The sequence below is a fragment of the Streptomyces sp. NPDC090021 genome (assembly GCF_044748225.1).
Taxonomy (GTDB): domain Bacteria; phylum Actinomycetota; class Actinomycetes; order Streptomycetales; family Streptomycetaceae; genus Streptomyces.
On record NZ_JBIVFO010000002.1, the window covers coordinates 60,863 to 77,887 of the forward strand.

Annotated in this window: 17 protein-coding genes; 6 read left to right on the plus strand and 11 right to left on the minus strand. The window is 72.2% G+C overall.

The features are described from left to right. Positions 1–108: 108 nt before the first annotated feature. Positions 109–1,083: a helix-turn-helix transcriptional regulator gene (locus ACIPXC_RS01455; protein ID WP_401612127.1), complete on the plus strand. Its 975-nt coding sequence runs from the start codon at positions 109–111 to the stop codon at positions 1,081–1,083. A 153-nt stretch (positions 1,084–1,236) separates the two neighbouring features. Here the strand turns inward: ACIPXC_RS01455 and ACIPXC_RS01460 are convergent, their stop codons facing one another. Next, positions 1,237–3,987 carry an AAA family ATPase gene (locus ACIPXC_RS01460; RefSeq protein ID WP_401612575.1) on the minus strand — a complete coding sequence of 917 codons (2,751 nt, stop codon included), beginning with the start codon at positions 3,985–3,987 and terminating at the stop codon, positions 1,237–1,239. Between the two features lie 156 nt (positions 3,988–4,143). On the opposite strand from ACIPXC_RS01460, the gene ACIPXC_RS01465 reads away from it, so the two are divergent. Beyond that, positions 4,144–5,211: a helix-turn-helix domain-containing protein gene (locus tag ACIPXC_RS01465; RefSeq protein WP_401612130.1), complete on the plus strand. Its 1,068-nt coding sequence runs from the start codon at positions 4,144–4,146 to the stop codon at positions 5,209–5,211. A 29-nt stretch (positions 5,212–5,240) separates the two neighbouring features. Here ACIPXC_RS01465 and ACIPXC_RS01470 read toward each other — a convergent pair whose 3' ends face one another. The 7 genes from ACIPXC_RS01470 to ACIPXC_RS01500 all read right to left on the minus strand — a co-directional run bounded on the left by ACIPXC_RS01470 (position 5,241) and on the right by ACIPXC_RS01500 (position 12,032). Beyond that, positions 5,241–6,113: an alpha/beta fold hydrolase gene (locus tag ACIPXC_RS01470; protein WP_401612133.1), complete on the minus strand. Its 873-nt coding sequence runs from the start codon at positions 6,111–6,113 to the stop codon at positions 5,241–5,243. 58 nt (positions 6,114–6,171) lie between these two features. Continuing rightward, positions 6,172–7,023, minus strand: coding sequence for an alpha/beta fold hydrolase (locus ACIPXC_RS01475; protein WP_401612136.1), 852 nt, complete (start codon positions 7,021–7,023; stop codon positions 6,172–6,174). Continuing rightward, entirely contained in the window at positions 7,020–7,547 is a 528-nt protein-coding gene (locus ACIPXC_RS01480; RefSeq protein WP_401612137.1) for a DoxX family protein, read from the minus strand. Before ACIPXC_RS01480 ends, ACIPXC_RS01475 begins: the two co-directional genes overlap by 4 nt. Before the next feature lie 19 nt (positions 7,548–7,566). Beyond that, positions 7,567–8,241: a hydrolase gene (locus ACIPXC_RS01485; protein WP_401612139.1), complete on the minus strand. Its 675-nt coding sequence runs from the start codon at positions 8,239–8,241 to the stop codon at positions 7,567–7,569. Between the two features lie 64 nt (positions 8,242–8,305). Next, positions 8,306–10,204, minus strand: a complete 1,899-nt coding sequence (locus tag ACIPXC_RS01490) for an amidohydrolase (protein ID WP_401612142.1) — start codon at positions 10,202–10,204, stop codon at positions 8,306–8,308. A 135-nt stretch (positions 10,205–10,339) separates the two neighbouring features. Next, positions 10,340–11,062, minus strand: a complete 723-nt coding sequence (locus tag ACIPXC_RS01495; protein ID WP_401612145.1) for a GPR1/FUN34/YaaH family transporter — start codon at positions 11,060–11,062, stop codon at positions 10,340–10,342. After that, on the minus strand, positions 11,055–12,032 hold the full coding sequence (locus ACIPXC_RS01500) for an alpha/beta hydrolase (protein WP_401612147.1): 978 nt from the start codon (positions 12,030–12,032) through the stop codon (positions 11,055–11,057). Before ACIPXC_RS01500 ends, ACIPXC_RS01495 begins: the two co-directional genes overlap by 8 nt. A gap of 254 nt (positions 12,033–12,286) precedes the next feature. Here ACIPXC_RS01500 and ACIPXC_RS01505 point away from each other — a divergent pair, with 254 nt between their 5' ends. Continuing rightward, a complete protein-coding gene (locus ACIPXC_RS01505; RefSeq protein ID WP_401612149.1) occupies positions 12,287–13,279 on the plus strand; it encodes an AraC family transcriptional regulator in 993 nt (330 codons plus the stop codon). Here ACIPXC_RS01505 and ACIPXC_RS01510 read toward each other — a convergent pair. Continuing rightward, positions 13,200–13,880, minus strand: coding sequence for a hypothetical protein (locus ACIPXC_RS01510; RefSeq protein WP_401612151.1), 681 nt, complete (start codon positions 13,878–13,880; stop codon positions 13,200–13,202). The genes ACIPXC_RS01505 and ACIPXC_RS01510 overlap by 80 nt on opposite strands. Continuing rightward, complete coding sequence (locus ACIPXC_RS01515) at positions 13,877–14,323, minus strand: MerR family transcriptional regulator (RefSeq protein ID WP_401612153.1); 447 nt, start codon at positions 14,321–14,323, stop codon at positions 13,877–13,879. Before ACIPXC_RS01515 ends, ACIPXC_RS01510 begins: the two co-directional genes overlap by 4 nt. Before the next feature lie 125 nt (positions 14,324–14,448). Between ACIPXC_RS01515 and ACIPXC_RS01520 the strand changes: the two genes are divergently transcribed. Continuing rightward, positions 14,449–14,622 carry a hypothetical protein gene (locus ACIPXC_RS01520; RefSeq protein ID WP_401612156.1) on the plus strand — a complete coding sequence of 58 codons (174 nt, stop codon included), beginning with the start codon at positions 14,449–14,451 and terminating at the stop codon, positions 14,620–14,622. 236 nt (positions 14,623–14,858) lie between these two features. Here ACIPXC_RS01520 and ACIPXC_RS01525 read toward each other — a convergent pair whose 3' ends face one another. Beyond that, positions 14,859–15,305: a hypothetical protein gene (locus tag ACIPXC_RS01525; protein WP_401612158.1), complete on the minus strand. Its 447-nt coding sequence runs from the start codon at positions 15,303–15,305 to the stop codon at positions 14,859–14,861. A gap of 168 nt (positions 15,306–15,473) precedes the next feature. Between ACIPXC_RS01525 and ACIPXC_RS01530 the strand changes: the two genes are divergently transcribed. After that, positions 15,474–15,905 (plus strand): NfeD family protein, encoded by a 432-nt coding sequence (locus ACIPXC_RS01530; RefSeq protein WP_401612160.1) that lies wholly within the window; start codon positions 15,474–15,476, stop codon positions 15,903–15,905. Between the two features lie 2 nt (positions 15,906–15,907). Further along, positions 15,908–16,975: an SPFH domain-containing protein gene (locus ACIPXC_RS01535; protein ID WP_401612163.1), complete on the plus strand. Its 1,068-nt coding sequence runs from the start codon at positions 15,908–15,910 to the stop codon at positions 16,973–16,975. Positions 16,976–17,025 lie beyond the last annotated feature (50 nt).

A 17,025-nucleotide genomic window follows, 5' to 3' on the forward strand; every position in this document is an offset into this window, starting at 1 on the left:
AGTAAGTACGTCCATCGGCTCGGCAGCTGCCAGGCTTTGACGTTCCCTGAAGGAGCCTTTCAATAAAACATGACATCCTTGGTCATATATTCTTGCTAAATTCTTCACATGCGCGCAGACCGGTTGGTTTCGTTGGTGCTCCTGCTGCGCCGGCGCGGTCGGATGACCGCGGACGCGCTGGCCCGTGAGCTGGAGGTGTCCACCCGCACGGTGCTGCGGGACATCGAGGCGCTGTCCGCGTCCGGTGTGCCGGTCTACGCCGAACGCGGCCGGCATGGCGGTTTCGGATTGTTGCCCGGTTTTCAGACGGCGCTCACCGGACTGAACCATGACGAGGCGCTCGCCCTGCTGGTCGCCGGATCACGGCGCGGCGCACAGCTGTTCGGCCTCGGCTCGGCCCTCGCTTCGGCCATGCTCAAAGTGGTCGACGCATTGCCCGAAGGGCTTCGGGACACCGCGGCCGACGCGGCGCAGCGATTACTCATCGACCCGGAGACCGACTTCCTCTCGCGCCGTGTGGCCGCCGAGGAGGTGTCCGACAGCGTAGTTGCCGAGATCCGGCGCGCAGTGTTCGTCGGGCACAAGCTGCGCATCCGGTACGCGGCTGTGGACCAGACCCCCAAGTGGCGAACGGTGGACCCGATCGGCCTGGTCACCGTACGCGAGCTGGGCTATCTGCTGGCCAGGAGGAGTGGTGCGGACCGCACCTACCGGCTGTCCCGGGTGCTGGCCGCCGAGGCACTCGACGAACCCGCGCAGCGACCGGACACGGTCGACCTGGACCGGGCCTGGCAGGAACGCAACGCGCGGTTTCGGACCGGGGGCGACCAAGTCGCCGTACTGGTACGGGTGGACCCGGCGCATCGGCAGCACCTGGTCGGCACCGTGCTGGCCGTCTGCACCGAAGAAGTCGACGCGGGCGGCCGACTGCGGCTGAACGTGATCTTTCAGGATTCGCGACACGCCGAATGGGCGCTGTGGCAGCACGCCACGCACGCGGAAGTCCTGGACCCCCAGTGGCTGCGCGCGTCCCTGCACGACCGCGCCGCGGCGATTGCCACCCGCTACGGAGCGTCATCCTGAAGGCAGACCTGCGAGTTGACGCCTCCTGTCGACCGCGCACAGGCGCTTCTGAGGGGTCGGAGACGGTCAGCCCCTCCATACGGGTGGGCACGCTCCCGCTCACCATCCCGGGCGGCATGGCCCGGCCGAGCGACCAGCAGGCCGCTGTGGAAGTCACCCGGGCAGGGCAGTTCTCAGGCTTCTGCGGGAGGTGACGCCGAGCTTCCTGAAGACCTTGGCGAGGTGGTATTCGACGGTGCTCGCGCTGAGGAAGAGATGGGTGGCGATCTCCTGGTTGGTGGCCCCGTCGGCGGCCATCCGCGCGATCCGTGTCTCCTGGGGCGTGAGGTCCGCGGGTGCGGGGGTGTTCCGCCGTCGGGGGTGTTCACCCGTGGCCCGCAGCTCCAGCCGGGCCCGTTCCGCGAAGGCGGTCGCCCCCATCCGGGTGAAGGCTTCATGGGCGGCGCGCAGGTGCACTCGCGCGTCGCCGCGGCGTCGGCGCCGTCTGAGCCACTCCCCGTGGAGGAGGTGGGTGTGGGCCTTCTCCGTACCGAGTGGGGTGGGGTCGAGGTGGGCCGCGGCGTCACGGAAGAGGGCGTCGGCTTCGGCGCCGGCGGCCATGACGGCGCGACTGCGGGCGAGCAGCCCGAGAGCCCAGGGCGTCGCGCAGGCCTCGGCGCGCTCCGTGAGCCGGTCCAGGGCTCGTTGGGCGGTGCCGGTGTCGTGGTTGCGGACGGCTGCTTCGACGAGTCCGGGCAGGACCAGGCCGCCGCCGTGCGGGGGCGGGTCGTCGAGGACCGGGGCGGCTGCCGCCTGGGCCTCGGCGTAGAGGCCCTGGCCCAGCCTGAGCACCACGTTGGCGGCTCGCACCAGTTGCGCCGGGACGCCGCCGGGCCGTTCGGGGTACAGCTCCTGCTGGGCTCGTACGGCGGCCAGGGTGGCTGTCTCGTCGCCGCGCCAGCCGTGCAGCATGGCGTCGGTGGGGTGCGAGAGACGGGAGTCCGCGCCGGTCGCGTCCGCGACGTCCTTGAACTCGGCGAAGTGCAGCTGTGCGGTCGCCAGGTCACCGCGGAAGACCTCTGCGGTGGCGTTGGCGTGGGAGGCGATCTGCAGCATCCGCAGTGCGCCGTGTGAGCGGGCGGCGTCGGCGTAGCGCTGTCCGCACTCGGACAGGGCGTTTATGTCCCACGTCTCGATCGCGGCGAGCATGCCGAGCAGGCTCCAGCGGACGGCCCCGCCGTGTTCGGCGCCCGGGGCCCTCATGGCGGTGAGCGCCGCCCTGAGTACGGGTGCGGCCTCGGTGTGGCCGACGGCCGCGAGCCGGGCGTGGCCTTCCAGGAGAAGGTCGGCCGGATCGGCGGAGTGCTGTGGGGGCCCGGTGCGCCGGTCTCGTAGGTCCAGCGCGGTGCGGGCTACGCGGGCCATGCTCGTGCCCGGTCCGATGCGGGGGACGACCATGGCCGCGTCGACGGCCTCAAGCAGGGCGTCGCGACTGCCTTGCGGGTCGCAGGAGGCCAGTGCCAGTGCGGCGTTGTGCAGCAGGCCTACGGCGCCCTCCTTGCCCACCATCAGGTGTACCAGGCCTCGCAGGCGGTCGACGTGCGCGGCGAACGGCTCGGGGGCAGGCGCCATCTGTGTGAGGAGTTCCTCGGCCCGGTGCGGGGCGCCGCCCATGAGAGCCGCGGCGCAGGCCTCCAGCAGGCGGGCGGCGCCCGTGGCCGTGTCCTCGGTCAGCTCCGCCGCGCGGTGCAGGAACGCCGCCCGGGCGAGGTAGCCGCCGTTGTCCTTGGCCCGTTCGGCGCACGCATGCAGTGCGTCGGCCACGCGTACGTCGGGGCCGTCGGCAGCCGAGGCCAGGTGCCAGGCGTGCCTGCCGGGGTCGGCGAGCGGGTCGGTCACGTCGGCCAGGGCGGCGTGGGCGGCACGACGCTCGGCGCGGCCCGCTCCCGTGTACACGGCGGACCGGATCAGGGGGTGCCGGAACAGAAGGTCTGTGACGTCGGGGCCGGGGACGAGTACGTCGGCCCGCTCGGCCTCCTCGAAGGCGGCGTCGATCTCGTCGGGCGTCGAAGGTACCTGACGGTGCAGGGCACGGCGTACGAGGTCGCGGTCGCCGGTGGCGTCCGCGGCGGCGGTCAGCACGGCCCTGCGGGCCAGTGCCGGAAGCTGCCGGACCCGCTCCAGGAACCTGGTCTCCAGGCCGCGGCTGACCGGCAGCGGTCGGCCGGCGGCGCTCGGCCGGAGGGAACCGGCGCCGCGGGCGAGCTCGCGGAGCGCGAGCGGGTTGCCCGCGGCTTCGGCGATGATCCGGTCCCGCAGAAGGAGGTCGGTCGTGGGGTCGGCGTGTTCGGCGAGCAGAGCGCGGGCATCGGTGTCCGCCAGCCCCGGTATCGCCAGCTCCGGCAGACCTGCCAGGCCGGCAGCCGCGTCCGGCTCGTCGCGGAGCGCGAACAGCAGGGCGATGCCGTCGGCGTGCAGGCGGCGCCCGACGAAGGCCAGGACGTCGAGGGATTCGCGGTCCAGCCATTGGGCGTCGTCGCATACCACCAGCAGCGGTTGGCGGCGGGCGGCGCCGGCGAGGAGGGTCAGGACGGCCAGTCCCACGAGGAAGCGGTCGGGGGCGGTTCCGGACTTCATGCCGAAGGCCGTCTCCAGTGCGGCGAGTTGGGGGCCGGGGAGGTCGGCGCGCCGGTCCAGGAACGGCAGGAGCAGTCGGTGCACTGCGGCGAAGCCGAGCTCCTGCTCTGCCTCCACACCGGCCAGGCGGGTCACGCGCAGCGCCGAGGCGGAGCGGACCGCGTGGTCCAACAGCGTGGTCTTCCCTATTCCGGCATTGCCCCGCAGCACGAGGACACCGCTCATGCCGGCCCGGACGCCGTCGAGCAGTCGCTCCAGCTCGGCGCGTTCCGACTGCCGCCCTTTCATGATCACGAGGTCGAAAATACCTCGTCGGTCCTGGGCGGCCGGGGCCCGCCCGGTGCGTCCGTTCCCCGGGGCCGCGGGGAGACGTCGTGCGGAGACTGGGGGGACTGGGGGGTTTCCAGGATTCGAAGACAGCCCGGCACCCTGCACGCTGCGGTCATGTCCTGGACGACGCAAGAACGAGCACAGATACCGATACCCGGCAGGTCCTCCTCCCGAGCGGATCGGGCGGCCCGTCGCGTCGCGGTGCAGGGTGCCCGGGCCGGTACGGCGCTCGGGGCGGTCGGATCCACGGGACTGGACCACGCCGCGCTGTGGGCCGAGGCGTTGTGCCGTGCGGTGGGCCCGGCAACGGTGTCGCCCCGGGACCGCGACTCCTTCTCCGCGCAGTTGGCCGTCACCGAGCAGGGGCAGCTGCGTCTGGTGACGCTCGACGCGGATGCGCACCTCATCCGATGTGCGGCCGCTCCGGCCGGCGTGCGGCGGTACCCCGGCGGTGGGGCCGTGGCCATGGCGATCTGGGCCTCGGGGACCGGCGTGCTGGTCCAGAGCGGGCGTAGAACGCCCCTTGCGGCGGGGGACGTCGCCTTCCTGCTGCCCGACCGCTCCTTCGGCCTGGAGTTCCTGGAGCGGGGGCGGCTTCACCTGTTGCTCGTACCCCGCGGGTTCCTTCCCCTGCCGGACGAGCGCGTCCTGTCCGGAGCGGCCGATGCGGCGGGCCAGGCTGTCGCCCCCCTGCTGACCGGCTTGGCCGAGACGCTACCGAGGCTGCACCCCGGCACCGGCGCCTGGCTCGCGGCATCCCTCGTGGAAGCGCTGGTCGCGCTGGCCGCCCCGGGGGTGTCCGCCGGGGCGTCGACGGCGGGCGAGCTGGTGGACGCCGTGCGTGCCCACATCGATGACCGGCTCGCGGATCCGGATCTCACTCCGGCCTCGATCGCGGCCGCTCATCACATCTCGGTCCGCAATCTGCACCGGATCTTCGCTCAGGAGGGCACGACCGTGGGCACGTGGATCCGGCGCCGCCGCTTGGAGGCGGCCCGCCGCGAACTCATCCGGTCCGGCCCGGCCTCGCCGACGATCGCTGCCGTCGCCTACCGGTGGGGCTTCGTCAGCGCGAGCCACTTCAGCCGGGCGTTCCGCCAGACCTACGGCATGGCGCCGCGTGCATGGCGGACACTGCATGCGTGGCCCGCACGGGACGGTCGGCCTCGGCCTCTGCGGTGAAGGGCGGGCAGGCCCGCCCGACGGGTCCGTCAGACGCCGGGGTCGACGAACCGCCGGACGAAGGCGAGTGCGGTGTCGGCCACCTCACGCCAGCCGTGGTCGATGGTGAGCGAGTGCCCCCGGCCGGCGATCTCGGTGATCTCGGTGACGGCGTGCTCGTTGCGGGCCTGCTTCTTGTACGAGGCGTTGGCGATGGCCCAGGGGATGGTGTGGTCCTTCTCCCCGGAGATGATCAGTAGGGGGCCGCGATCGGCGGCCGTGGTGTCCACCGCGGCTTCGGTCCACGGGTTGATGTTGGCGGCGGCGGCCTGGAACAGGGGCTCGCCCGGCGCGGGGACGGCGAAGGTCTCGTACAGCTCGTGTGCTTCCGCCTCGCTGACGGCGTTGGCGAAGGAGTAGCGGAACTGCTCGTAGGTGAGGGGTACCGCGCGGTGGTGGTTGGCGGGGTTGCCGAGGACCGCGCTCGCAGCCCGCAGCGAGGACAGCGGCAGGGGCAGTACCCCTCGGAAGGGCGCAGGGGCGATGGCGACGGACGCCTGTGCCAGTCCGCGGCCGGCGCTGATCTGGGTGATCAGGCCGCCGAAGGAGTGGCCGATGAGCACGGGCTTGCGGCCCAGCCTGCCGATGAGGTCGCAGAAGTGGTCGGCGACCTGTCCGACCCTCTTGCCCGCGAACACCTCAGGGTGGGCGTTGGCGTCTGCGACCGTGTCCGGGTCGTCGGGCCAGCCGGCCAGGACCGGGGCGAAACCGGCCTCCTCGAAGACGGCGGCCCACCGCTGCCAGCTGCTGGGCAGCAGCCACAGGCCGTGGATGAAGACGGCCGGGATCCGGCCGGTGGCGTTCGCGGCCTCGACCTGCGCGAGGTCGCGGGCGTACGGGGCGCCGGGGGACGGGGTTGCCATGAGACGACTCCTCAGCGGGGCGGGGAAGTGACGGTGCGGGGATCAGATGGTTCGGGGATCAGATGGTTCGGGCGGCGGCCCGGATCAGTGAGACGACGGCGTCGGGTCGGCTGTGCATCGGCAGGTGGGAGGCGGGCACCTCGCTGGTCCGTGCTCCTGCTCGCCGGGCCTGGAAGCGCTGGAGTTCCGGCACGATCCCCCGGTCCCGGCCGGAGACCAGAACCCAGGAGGGCAGGGTCCGCCATGCGGCGGCCGTGCAACGGTCGGCGAAGGCGGTCGCGTTGAGGGGGCGTTGGCCGGCGGTGAGGGTGGCGGTGACGGACCTCGGCACATCCTGCGCGAAGACGTCGTGAAAGCGGTCGGGCCGGATGTACAGGTCGGTGCCGGTGCTGCCGCCGTCGGCGCCCGGTACGGGCACCGGCGTCAGGGCGGGTTCGAGCCGGGAGCCGGGGAAGCGGGCGGCGAGCTCGCCGAGGACTTCCCCGGCGTCGGGCATGAACGCCGCGATGTAGACCAGGGCTTTGACGTTGGGGGCGGTCGCGGCGGCCTGGGTGATGGCCGCCCCGCCGTAGGAGTGGCCGACCAGGACGACAGGGCCGGGTACAACGGCCAGGCGGGCCGCGACCTGGGCGGCGTCGTGGGCCAGGCCGCGCAGCGGGTTGGCGGCGGCGATCACCTGGTGACCGCGACTCTGGAGGCGCTCGGTGACCGGGCTCCAGCTCGTGGCGTCGGCGAACGCACCGTGGACGAGGACGATCGTCGGCCGGGCGTTCTCGGGCCCGGTGCTGTCGGCGCTTGCGGTGGTCGCTGCGTACGCGGTGGCGACGGGCGTGCCGAGGGTCAGGGTGGCGGCGCCCGCGGCAGCTGCGGCCAGGGCGGTGCGCCGGGTGGGGCCGGTGTGGGCGGTCATCGGGGGTGGTCTCCTCGGGAGGGGGCCGCTGGGGCGGGTGAGGCGGGGCGGTGCAGCACGGCCCGCGTTGCCAGTCCGGCGGCCACGCCCGCGGCGACGGCGGCCAGGGCCCATGCGGTCGGCCAGGGCAGCAGGCCCAGGGTGTGGTCGGCGGAGAAGCGGCCGGGCCCGGTGAGGGCCAGGGCGGCGGCGGTGACGACGAGGACGAGCGGGTACTCGTAGCCGTCGTTCTGGACCCAGAGGCCGTTGGGCCGTTTGACGGTGAGGGCGACGGTCATCACTCCGATCGCGCCGGCGGCGGCGAGCGGGGTGAGGGCTCCGGCGGCGAGCAGGAGGCCGGAGCCGATCTGGCCGGCTCCCGCGGCGAGGGCGGTGAGCGCCCCGCCGCGGAAGCCGTCGTGCCGGAACTCCTCGGTCCCGCCCGCGAGCCCGTTCCCGCCGAGGTGGAAGCTGACCTTCTGCACGCCGTGTCCGGCGATCAGCAGGCCCGCCACCAGGCGGAGGATCAGCAGGCCGGTGTCCATGGACGCGGACTCCTGTCGCTCAGCCGGCGGCGCGCGGGTCGATCATGGTGTGGGCGTAGACCACGCCCAGCCCGTAGGCGCCGCCGTGCTCCTTGACCACGTCGGTGGTCGCGACGTAGGTCTCGGTACGGGCCCAGTCGCGCTGGAGCTCCAGCAGGACCTGGAGCCAGGTGACGGGGACGGCTCCGGCGGCCGTCATCCGCTGCAGGGCGTGCTCGTGGGCGGCCGGGGTGACTCCGGCGGAGGCGTCGGCGACGACGTAGACCTCGTAGCCCTGGTTGAGGGCGGAGAGGGCGGGGAGCACGAGGCAGACCTCGGTCCACAGCCCGGACAGGACGATCTTGCTGCGGCCGGTGGCCTTGACGGCTTCGACCAGTGCCGTGTCCTCCCAGGCGTTCATGGAGGTCCGGTCGACTATGTCGTGCTGGGGGAAGACCTCGCGCAGCTGCGGCAGGATCGGTCCGGAGAACGATGCGGCCGCGACGGTGGACAGCACGACGGGGACGTCGAAGGCCTTGGCGGCCTTGGCCAGGCCCACCGTGGCGTTGATGACCGCGACCCGGTCGGCGCTGCCGGCGCCGAAGAACATCTGCGGCTGGTGGTCGACGAACAGCATCATCGCGTTGTCGGGGGTGAGCAGGTCGGGGCTCGGGGCGGCCTGGACGGCGTCGAGGTCGAAGACGAAGTCGGTCATGGGTGGATCCCTTCCAGTGATGATCTGTTGCGTGGCAGGCGGAATGCGGTGGAATGCAGTGGGGTCAGAGCACGAAGCAGGGGTCGAACACCGCGGGCGGCTCCTCGGAGGCGAAGCCCCGGGCGACGCGCCACTGGCGGTGCCGTTCGGATTCGGCGGCGGCCTCGGCCAGCAGGTCGGCCTGGCGGGCCCCCGCGACGGAGGGCGGCACGGTGGCCTGGTAGCCGCCGTAGTGGGCGACCGGGCTCCAGGCCGGGCTGACGGGCGGCAGTGCCTCGTCCAGCCCCTCGTAGGTGTCCGCGGCGTGGACGATGCGTCCGCCGGTCACCGTGAGGACGGACTCGATGTGCGGGATGTCCCCGTCGGGGACGGTGAGGTAGTCGTGGGAGAGGACGGCGAAGTCAGCGAACCGGCCCTCGGCGAGGATGCCCTTGTCCGTCTCCTCCCCGGTGATCCGCGCCCCGCCCAGGGTGTACAGCTCCAGGGCCCGTTCGCGGGAGAGGAGCTGTTCGGCGGGGCGGAGGGCCAGGTCACCGACGGTCCGCCCGGTGACGAGCCAGTGCAGGGCGACCCAGGGGTTGTAGGAGGAGACCCGGGTGGCGTCGGTGCCAGCGGCGACGGGGATTCCGGCGCGCAGCATGTCCGCGACGGGCGGGGCCACGGCGGCGGCCCGGTCGCCGTACCGTTCGGCGAAGGCGCGGCCCTGGAAGGACATCCGGTTCTGGACCGAGACGCCGCCGCCGAGGGCGGCGATCCTCTCCAGGCTGTCCGCGGACACGGTTTCGGCGTGGTCGAACAGCCAGCGCCGGCCGGCCGGGAACAGCCCCTCGGCGGCGAGCTTCTCGAAGACGGCCAGGTCCCGGCGGATGGTCTTGTCGTAGGTGGCGTGGAGCCGGAAGCCCCAGCCGTGCTCGGACAGCAGCCGGACCGCCTGCTCGAAGTCGTCCTCGTAGCCGTCCGCGAGTTCCGGACGCGGCTCGGAGAAGTTCTCGAAGTCGGCGGCCGCCCAGGTCAGGTTCTCCCCGGCGCCGTTGAGGCGCAGCCAGGCGTCGCCGTCGCCGGGGCGTACGGTCTCGGTCCAGCGGCGCAGGTCGGCCAGTTCCTGGCCGGCGGTCTGCGGGAAGAGGTGGTAGCCGATACGGATGCTGAGTTCCCCGGCGCGGGCCAGTTCGGTGACGGTGGCGTAGTTTTCGGGGAAGTTCTGGAATCCGCCCGCGGCGTCCACGGCGGAGGTGAGGCCGAACCGGTTCAGCTCGCGCAGGAAGTGCCGGGTGGAGACCTTCCTGTCGCTCTCGTCGAGGGCCGGCGCCTTGGCCAGCGTGGAGTACAGGACCAGGGCACTGGGTGCGGCGAGCAGCAGACCGTTGGGGTGGCCCGCGCGGTCCCGTACGATCTGCCCGCCCCGGGGGTCCGGTGTCTCCCGGGTGAACCCCGCGGCCCGGACGGCGGCGCGGTTGAGGATCGCGGACTGGTACAGGTGGAGCACGAACACCGGGGTGTCGGGTGCTGCGGCGGTGAGTTCGGCCGGGGTGGGCATCCGGCGTTCGGCGAACTGGTCGGCGGTCCAGCCGCCCACGACCCGGATCCACTGCCCCTTCGGTGTGCGCCCGGCCTGCTCGCGGAGCATGGCCAGCGCGCGGTGCAGGGAGGGCACGCCGTCCCAGCGCAGTTCCAGTACGTAGTTGAGGCCGCCGCGGATGACATGCAGGTGGGAGTCGTTGAGGCCGGGCACCACTCGGCGGCCGAGCGCGTCCACGACGCGGGTGCCCGGGCCGACGGCGGCGGCGACGTCCCTGTCGTCGCCCAGGACGGTGATTCTGCCGCCGCGGACGGCGAGGGCTGTCGCGGCGGGCCGGGCGGGGTCCTGGGTGTGCATCTTCCCGTTGCGCAGGACGAGGTCGGCGAAGCCCCCGTCCGGAGGGCTGTGGGCGGGTGTTGTCCCGCCGACGGGCATGCTGGTCATGGGAATGGCTTTCGTCCGTTCACGACGTCGGTGGTCGGGGTGTGTGAGGTCGGGGTCCGGCCGACCCTGCCCGGTCGTGGATCAGGCGGATCGGGTGGATCGGGCGGATCAGATCGATCGGGCGGATCAGGCGGATCAGAGGGTGCGCCGGACGCCGGCCTGGCGTTCGAGGTCGCGCAGCTGTACGGACAGGGCGCCGTCGAGGGCATGGTGTGCGGGTCCGATCCGGCCGATCGGCAGGACCTGCCGGCCGTGCATGTCCTCCAGCATCAGCGCGAACGCGGTGTAGAGGGCGACCGCCGCGAGCAGCAGGCCGAGGGCCCCGGACAGCGTGGCCGGCCACGGCGCGCCGGTGAGGTTGGCGAGTGCCGCCACGGCGAAGCGCGGGACGGCGGTGCACAGCACCAGCCACAGGGCTCGCTTGCGACCGGCCACCGAGGCCATCAGCAGGGCGAACAGGGCGAACATGGCGTTGAGCACGCCCAGGACCCGTGTCCCGCCCGGCGGGTCCAGCACCAGGTTCAGTCCGGAGGCCAGCCACAGGCCCGAGAAGCAGGCCATCAGCGTGGCGGCCACCACGTCGCGGGCGCCGAGGGCGAACCAGCTCACCATCAGCTGCAACACGAACGCGGGCAGGATCGCCAGGCCCACGGCCCGGTGGGCGTTCTCGTCGAACACGCCGAGCTGGAAGCAGCCCACGATCACGGAGGCGATGGCCACGGCGTAGAAGCCCAGCGGCATCGGTGAGGCGATGGGGCGCAGGTTGATCCGGGTCATCCGGCGCAGGTCGGGCTCGAAGTGCCGGCCGCCGGCGAGCGGGTCCCCGTCGGAGGCTTCCTCCACCGCCGGCTCAGACATCGGCCAGTGCCTGCCGGAGCGTGCTGATGGCCAGGTCGATGGCGGACTGCGCCGCGTGGGTGCCGCGCAGGGCGTTGAGCATCACGAAGTCATGGATGATGCCCTGGTAGCGGACGGCGGTGACGGGTACCCCGGCGGCGCGCAGCTTGTTGGCGTAGGCCTCGCCCTCGTCGCGCAGGACGTCGGCCTCGGCGGTGATGACCAGAGCCGGCGGCAGCCCGGCCAACTGCGCGGTGGTGGCCCGCAGCGGCGAGGCGGTGACCTGTGCCCGCTCGGTGTCGTCGGTCGTGTACTGGTCCCAGAACCACTGCATGCCGTCGCGGCGCAGGAAGTACCCTTCCGCGAACCGATGGTAGGAGCCGGTGTCGAAGGAGGCATCGGTGACGGGGTAGAAGAGCACCTGCCCGCGCAGCGGGAGGCCGCCGCGCTCCTTCGCCATCAGGGTCAGTGCCGCGGTCATGTTGCCGCCGACGGAGTCGCCGGCGACCGCGATCCGGGAGGCGTCCAGGCCGTGGGCGGCGCCGTCGGTGACGATCCAGCGGGCCACCGTCCAGTTCTGCTCGATGGCCACCGGGTAGCGGTGCTCGGGCGACAGGTCGTACTCGGGGAACACCACCGCCGCCCCGGCACCGACAGCGAGTTCACGCACCAGGCGGTCGTGGGTGTGCGCGTTGCCGAACACCCAGCCCGCGCCGTGGAGGTAGACGATGACCGGGAGCGCCCCCTCGGCCCCCGCGGGCCGCACGATCCGGGCCCGGACCTCGCCGGTGGGACCACCGGTGACGGTCACCCGTTCCTTGTCCACGGCGGGCAGATCGACCGGTCCGGACTGCACCTCGTCGACCGCCTTGCGGCCCTCGGCCGGCGGAACCTGGAAGAGGAACGGCGGCTTGGCCGTGGCCCGGGCAAACTCGGCCGCCGCCGGTTCGAGTACCGGGGCGACGGGGGCGTACGGGTTCTGGTCGGTCATGATCCGGCCTCTCGCTCGGGAAGGGCGCGCCGCGGCGGCGCGTACGGCGCCCGGCACGGCGCCCGGCACGGCTCCCGCACCGGAACTGCGGGAGCCGTTCCGAAAGCTAGGCGCCATCGACCGGGTCGGGTCGCCCCTGCGTGCACGGATCTGGCCCCTGCGTGCAGAGCACCCGCACCCCGCGCCGCCGCCACCCGACAATGTCCGTCGATGACACTCAACGAGCCTGATGGAGGCGGGATTTCGTGCTGCTCATGGATCTCAGCACCTTCGCTCCCGAAGACCGGGCGGACGTGTTTCACCACGTGCTCAACGACGCCTCGGTGCCCAACGACGTCGTCCACGAGTCACCGGAAGCCGGGATAAGCGCCCGGTTCGAGACATGGCGGGTGGGCTCCCTGGACCTCTTCGACATCCGCAGCACCGGATTCGAGGTCCGGCGCACCGCACGGCACGTGCGATGGCACCGCGACCGCCCCGTGGTGTCCGTCTCGCTCCAGACCGCAGGCGCTCACCGGGCCGAGAACGGGGGCGAGCGGTACGTTCTCGGCCCCGACGACATCGGCGTGTTCCACGAGCTCGCCCCCCGCCGCTACGGATGGTCCGGCGAGGGGGCCTCATGGGCCGTCACCATCGACATGGAGCAGCTCGGACTGCCCGTGGACACCGTGGTCAAGGCCTCGGTACGGCTGCGGACAAGCCCGCTGCACGACCTGGTCCTGACACACCTGCGCGGCATGCGCCGACACCCCGCGGCGCTCGAAGCCGACCCGGGGGCCGCCGCCCTCGGCAACGCCACCACCGACCTGGTCCGCGCCCTCCTGGCCTCGGCCGCGCACACGGAGGACGACCGTCGGGTCCAGACCGCCATGGACGAATCCCTGGTCCCCCGGATCCTGGCGTACACCCGCCGTCACCTCACCGATCCGGACCTCACCCCGGACCGCATCGCCCGCGCGCACTGCATCTCCAGACGCCGTCTGTACGAGGTCCTCGGCCAGGCCGGGATCAGCCTGGAGCAGTGGGTCATCTCTGAGCGCCTCGAAGCGGCCTGTCTCCTGCTGGCCTCCCCCCGGCACATCGGCCTCCCCGTGTCGGCCGTGGCGGCACGCTGCGGGTTCACCAGCCCCAGCCACTTCACCCGCCGGTTCCGAAGGGCGTACGGCGTCACGCCACGCGAATGGCGCCGCCACCGCGGGCGGATGCCCTCAGCCGACGGACGAAGACAGCCGCGAGCAAGCCCATGAGCAGCAGGATCGGCAATGCCTCCAGGGGCGCCAGCTCGGGACGGGCCACGCCGGCCACGGTGACGAGCACGAAGGCGCCCGCAGCCGCGATCGCCGCGCGCAGCAGCCGGGTGTTCGCCGGCAGCGCCAAGGCGAGGAAGGCGATGCCGGCGGTCGCGGCGGCGGTCTTGAGCTGGGCGATCACGTACAGGGTCATCACCGGTGCCGCCGTGACCGGCTCCCCCGCGGACGCCTGAGCCGCATGGACGGCGAGCACGGCGTTCTCCGTCATGTCCAGCGCTCCGGCCGTGACCATCGCGGCGAGGCTGAGCGTGCCGAGCGGGCGGGAGACGGTCAGGGCCCTGGTCGCCGCGAAGGTCGTCAGGTAGGCGACGACGAAGAGCGTGTCGAAGGCCATCCACAACAACACGGCGTCCGGGCTGTCGTTGAGGGGGCGGAGGAACTCTTCCAGGGTCAGCGGCAGGTCGGTGGGCTGGAGGTGTACACCCGGGTGAAGGGCGGTGAGGAGCGGGAAGACCACCGCGCACGTGAAGGTCACCACAGCCCCCGCCAGGCCGGCGCGGTGGAGAGCGCGGGCAGCGGGTGTCAGGGGTCGGCTCATCGCGTGTGCTCCGTTGCGGAAACCGGACGAGCGGTGCCCGTGGTCACGTGGACCCCGCCCTGGTGGGACTCCATCTGCCCGACGACGTGGAGGAGCCGGTCACGCAGCGCGGTGAGGTCCGTCAGCTGCCGCTCCACGTTCGCGATGCGTCCGCGCAACAGCTCCACGGCGTGGTTCACCGGGCAGTCCGCGACCTGCTCGCAGGCGTCCGCCAGCTCCTTGATCTCCTCCAGGCTCAGACCGAGGCGCTGGCCGACCCGGATGAAGTCGAGCCGGTCGAGCGCCTCGGGCGGGTACCGGCGGTGGTCACCGCTGGTCCTCTCCGCGGGCGGGAGGAGTCCCTCCCGCTCGTAGAAGCGGATGGCGTCCACCGAGACGCCGCCGGCGCGCGCCAGCGCTCCGGTGCTGAGCCGGGACACGCCCGGAAGGGTTGCTGTGGTCATGTCCCTGACGCTAGATCCTGGACATGACTCCAGGTTCAACCTTCCGGCTCGTGACCTCCGTCACAGCGCATGCGGTACGGTTCCGGTCTGCGCCTCGGGCCGGTGCCTCGGGCCGGAGCCGGCGGGTGCGCAGCCGGCCGCCGGTGTACGAGACGCTCGCGCTGCCCGGCGGTGAGGATCGGACCCTGGTCGTCTTCACGGCCCCCGACGCCCGCGCGGACACCGCGCTGCGCCTGCTCGGCAGCTGGGCGGCACCGGCCGCCCCGGCGGGCGGGCCCGCAGTGCCCCACTCGCCGTGAACGCGTTCACCGAAGCCGCACGGAGCTGCCTCGACCGCTTTCGTGGACAACGACGGGCAGCCGCTCCGACGTCGGCCGGGACTGCTGCCGGGACGGCAGCCGGGTAGGCGGGCGGGCTCGTATGTGCGGGTGAGGAGGCGTCAGCTTCCCCGGTCAGCGCCGGGGCCACGCCTGACGCGTACCGAAGGAAGTGCGGGCCGGGCTCGCGGCCGATCCCGGCCCGGCCCGACCGCGGATCACGCTGGAGGAGTTTCCCCGGCGGGATCGGCCGGTTCCGTCGTCCGCGCGGACTTCAGATACGCGACCTCGTCCTTGTGATGGCGCAGGGTCAGGGACAGGGCGCCCGAGGTGTACTGGGAGATCCCGATCGCCGCCAACGGCAGCGAGAGCAACAGGAGGCCGAGCATGTCGGCGGGGTCGCGGGCGATGGCGCACCGGATGCCTTCGGCATCCTCGTACGTCTTCCTGCGTGACTGCCGGCTGTCGTCGTCGCCGTCGTCGTAGAAGACCCGGGACGCGCATTCGATGCTGCCGTTGGCGTCCCGCTTGATGCTGAAGGGGGCGAACAACTGGTAGGCGAGCGCCAGCCAGATGCAGCCGGCCGCCACGAGCAGGAAGATCCCCCGGGTCTGCATGCGGTCCGCTCGCTGGCGGAAGGCTATCTCGTGCGCGTCTGCTGTCATGATCAGAATCTAACCCCGCCCTGAACTCGGCCGGGCACGCGGTCCGGGCGCGCCGCGGCACCCTCGTGACCTGCGTGAACGTCGATTTCGGTTCCATTGGGTAAGAAATGGGCAAAATGCGATAAAGGGTTTACTCGTGCTCCTCTTCCCCCGCAGGAGGCGTCGGCGATGGACGCGTGGCTGATCTGGCTGATCACCGCCGTACTGCTGGGTGCTGCGGAGATCTTCACCCTCACCGCCGCTCTCGGGTTGCTCGGCGGGGCCGCGCTGGTCACCGCCGCGCTCGCGGCGCTGGGCCTCCCTGTGTTCTGGCAGTTCCTGGTGTTCGCGCTCGTCGCGACCGCGGGTGTGGTGTTCGTGCGACCTGTAGCCCTGCGCAGGCTCGCTCCACGACAGAGTGAGCGCTTCGGTGTGGACGCTCTGATCGGCGGCATCGCGTACGTCACCACCGAGGTCACGGGCCGGGACGGCAGGGTCCGTATCGGCGGCGAGGAATGGACGGCCCGCGCCTACGACGAGACCTTGGTGATCCCTCCCGGGGCGACTGTGGACGTCATCGAGATCCAGGGCTCCACCGCGCTCGTCTACCCCCGGGAGTGAACATGGACGTCTCGGCACCCCTCTTGGCCGCTCTGCTGATCGCGGCCTTCGTGGTCTTCACCGTCGTCCGCGCGGTGCGGATCGTTCCGCAGGCCCGCGCCCGCAACGTCGAGCGACTCGGGCGGTACCACCGCACACTCACCCCGGGGCTCAACGTGGTCATCCCCTATATCGACCGGGTCCACCCCATGATCGACCTGCGCGAGCAGGTCGTCTCCTTCAGACCCCAGCCGGTAATCACGGAGGACAACCTCGTAGTCGAAATCGACACGGTCCTGTACTTCCAGGTCACCGACCCCCGGGCGGCCGCGTACGAGATCGCCAACTTCCTCCAGGCGGTCGAACAACTGACCGTGACCACCCTGCGCAACGTCGTCGGCTCCATGGACCTGGAAAAGACACTGACGTCCCGGGACACCATCAACAACCAACTCCGCGGCGTTCTCGACGACGCCACCGGGAAGTGGGGGCTGAGGGTCAACCGGGTGGAGATCAAGGCCATCGACCCGCCTCAGTCCATCAAGGACGCGATGGAGAAGCAGATGCGCGCCGAGCGGGACAAGCGGGCGGCCATCCTCGGAGCCGAGGGGCAGCGCCAGTCCCAGATCCTCACGGCGGAGGGCGAGAAGCAGGCCGCGGTACTTCGCGCGGAGGGCAACCGCACCGCCGACATCCTCAAGGCGGAAGGCCAGGCCCGAGCCGTCGACGAGGTCTTCCAGGCCGTCCATCGCAACGACCCCGACCCCAAACTCCTCGCCTACCAGTACCTCCAGGTGCTGCCCCAGCTGGCCCAGGGGCCGGGCAACACGTTCTGGGTGATCCCCGGCGAACTCACCTCGGCCCTGCAAGACGTCTCCCGTGCATTCACCGAAGCTCTCCCCCAGTCCGCGGCCGTCCGCCGCACATCGTCGGACGAGCTCGCCATCCAGGCCGCGGACGACGCGGCGAGGGCGGCCCAGGCTGCGGCGGAGGCCCTCGCCGACGCCGCGGAGGCGGACGGTGCGGCAGGCGGCACGGTCCCGCCGCGGCCCGCCGCCACGGAGCACCGGGACGGACCGGAGCCGCACTGACCGTTGCGCGCACGGCCGCCCACCGCGCGCATCGACCACCCCGAGGGGAT

Excerpts from the sequence above, each read along its gene's own strand:
- ACIPXC_RS01465 (WP_401612130.1), top strand. The coding sequence starts at position 4,144 with ATGTCCTGGACGACGCAAGAACGAGCACAGATACCGATACCCGGCAGG.
- ACIPXC_RS01525 (WP_401612158.1), bottom strand. The coding sequence starts at position 15,305 with ATGACAGCAGACGCGCACGAGATAGCCTTCCGCCAGCGAGCGGACCGC.
- ACIPXC_RS01500 (WP_401612147.1), bottom strand. The coding sequence starts at position 12,032 with ATGACCGACCAGAACCCGTACGCCCCCGTCGCCCCGGTACTCGAACCG.
- ACIPXC_RS01515 (WP_401612153.1), bottom strand. The coding sequence starts at position 14,323 with ATGACCACAGCAACCCTTCCGGGCGTGTCCCGGCTCAGCACCGGAGCG.
- ACIPXC_RS01505 (WP_401612149.1), top strand. The coding sequence starts at position 12,287 with ATGGATCTCAGCACCTTCGCTCCCGAAGACCGGGCGGACGTGTTTCAC.
- ACIPXC_RS01460 (WP_401612575.1), bottom strand. The coding sequence starts at position 3,987 with ATGAAAGGGCGGCAGTCGGAACGCGCCGAGCTGGAGCGACTGCTCGAC.
- ACIPXC_RS01475 (WP_401612136.1), bottom strand. The coding sequence starts at position 7,023 with ATGACCGCCCACACCGGCCCCACCCGGCGCACCGCCCTGGCCGCAGCT.
- ACIPXC_RS01530 (WP_401612160.1), top strand. The coding sequence starts at position 15,474 with ATGGACGCGTGGCTGATCTGGCTGATCACCGCCGTACTGCTGGGTGCT.
- ACIPXC_RS01495 (WP_401612145.1), bottom strand. The coding sequence starts at position 11,062 with ATGTCTGAGCCGGCGGTGGAGGAAGCCTCCGACGGGGACCCGCTCGCC.
- ACIPXC_RS01535 (WP_401612163.1), top strand. The coding sequence starts at position 15,908 with ATGGACGTCTCGGCACCCCTCTTGGCCGCTCTGCTGATCGCGGCCTTC.
- ACIPXC_RS01485 (WP_401612139.1), bottom strand. The coding sequence starts at position 8,241 with ATGACCGACTTCGTCTTCGACCTCGACGCCGTCCAGGCCGCCCCGAGC.
- ACIPXC_RS01470 (WP_401612133.1), bottom strand. The coding sequence starts at position 6,113 with ATGGCAACCCCGTCCCCCGGCGCCCCGTACGCCCGCGACCTCGCGCAG.
- ACIPXC_RS01480 (WP_401612137.1), bottom strand. The coding sequence starts at position 7,547 with ATGGACACCGGCCTGCTGATCCTCCGCCTGGTGGCGGGCCTGCTGATC.
- ACIPXC_RS01455 (WP_401612127.1), top strand. The coding sequence starts at position 109 with ATGCGCGCAGACCGGTTGGTTTCGTTGGTGCTCCTGCTGCGCCGGCGC.
- ACIPXC_RS01490 (WP_401612142.1), bottom strand. The coding sequence starts at position 10,204 with ATGACCAGCATGCCCGTCGGCGGGACAACACCCGCCCACAGCCCTCCG.
- ACIPXC_RS01510 (WP_401612151.1), bottom strand. The coding sequence starts at position 13,880 with ATGAGCCGACCCCTGACACCCGCTGCCCGCGCTCTCCACCGCGCCGGC.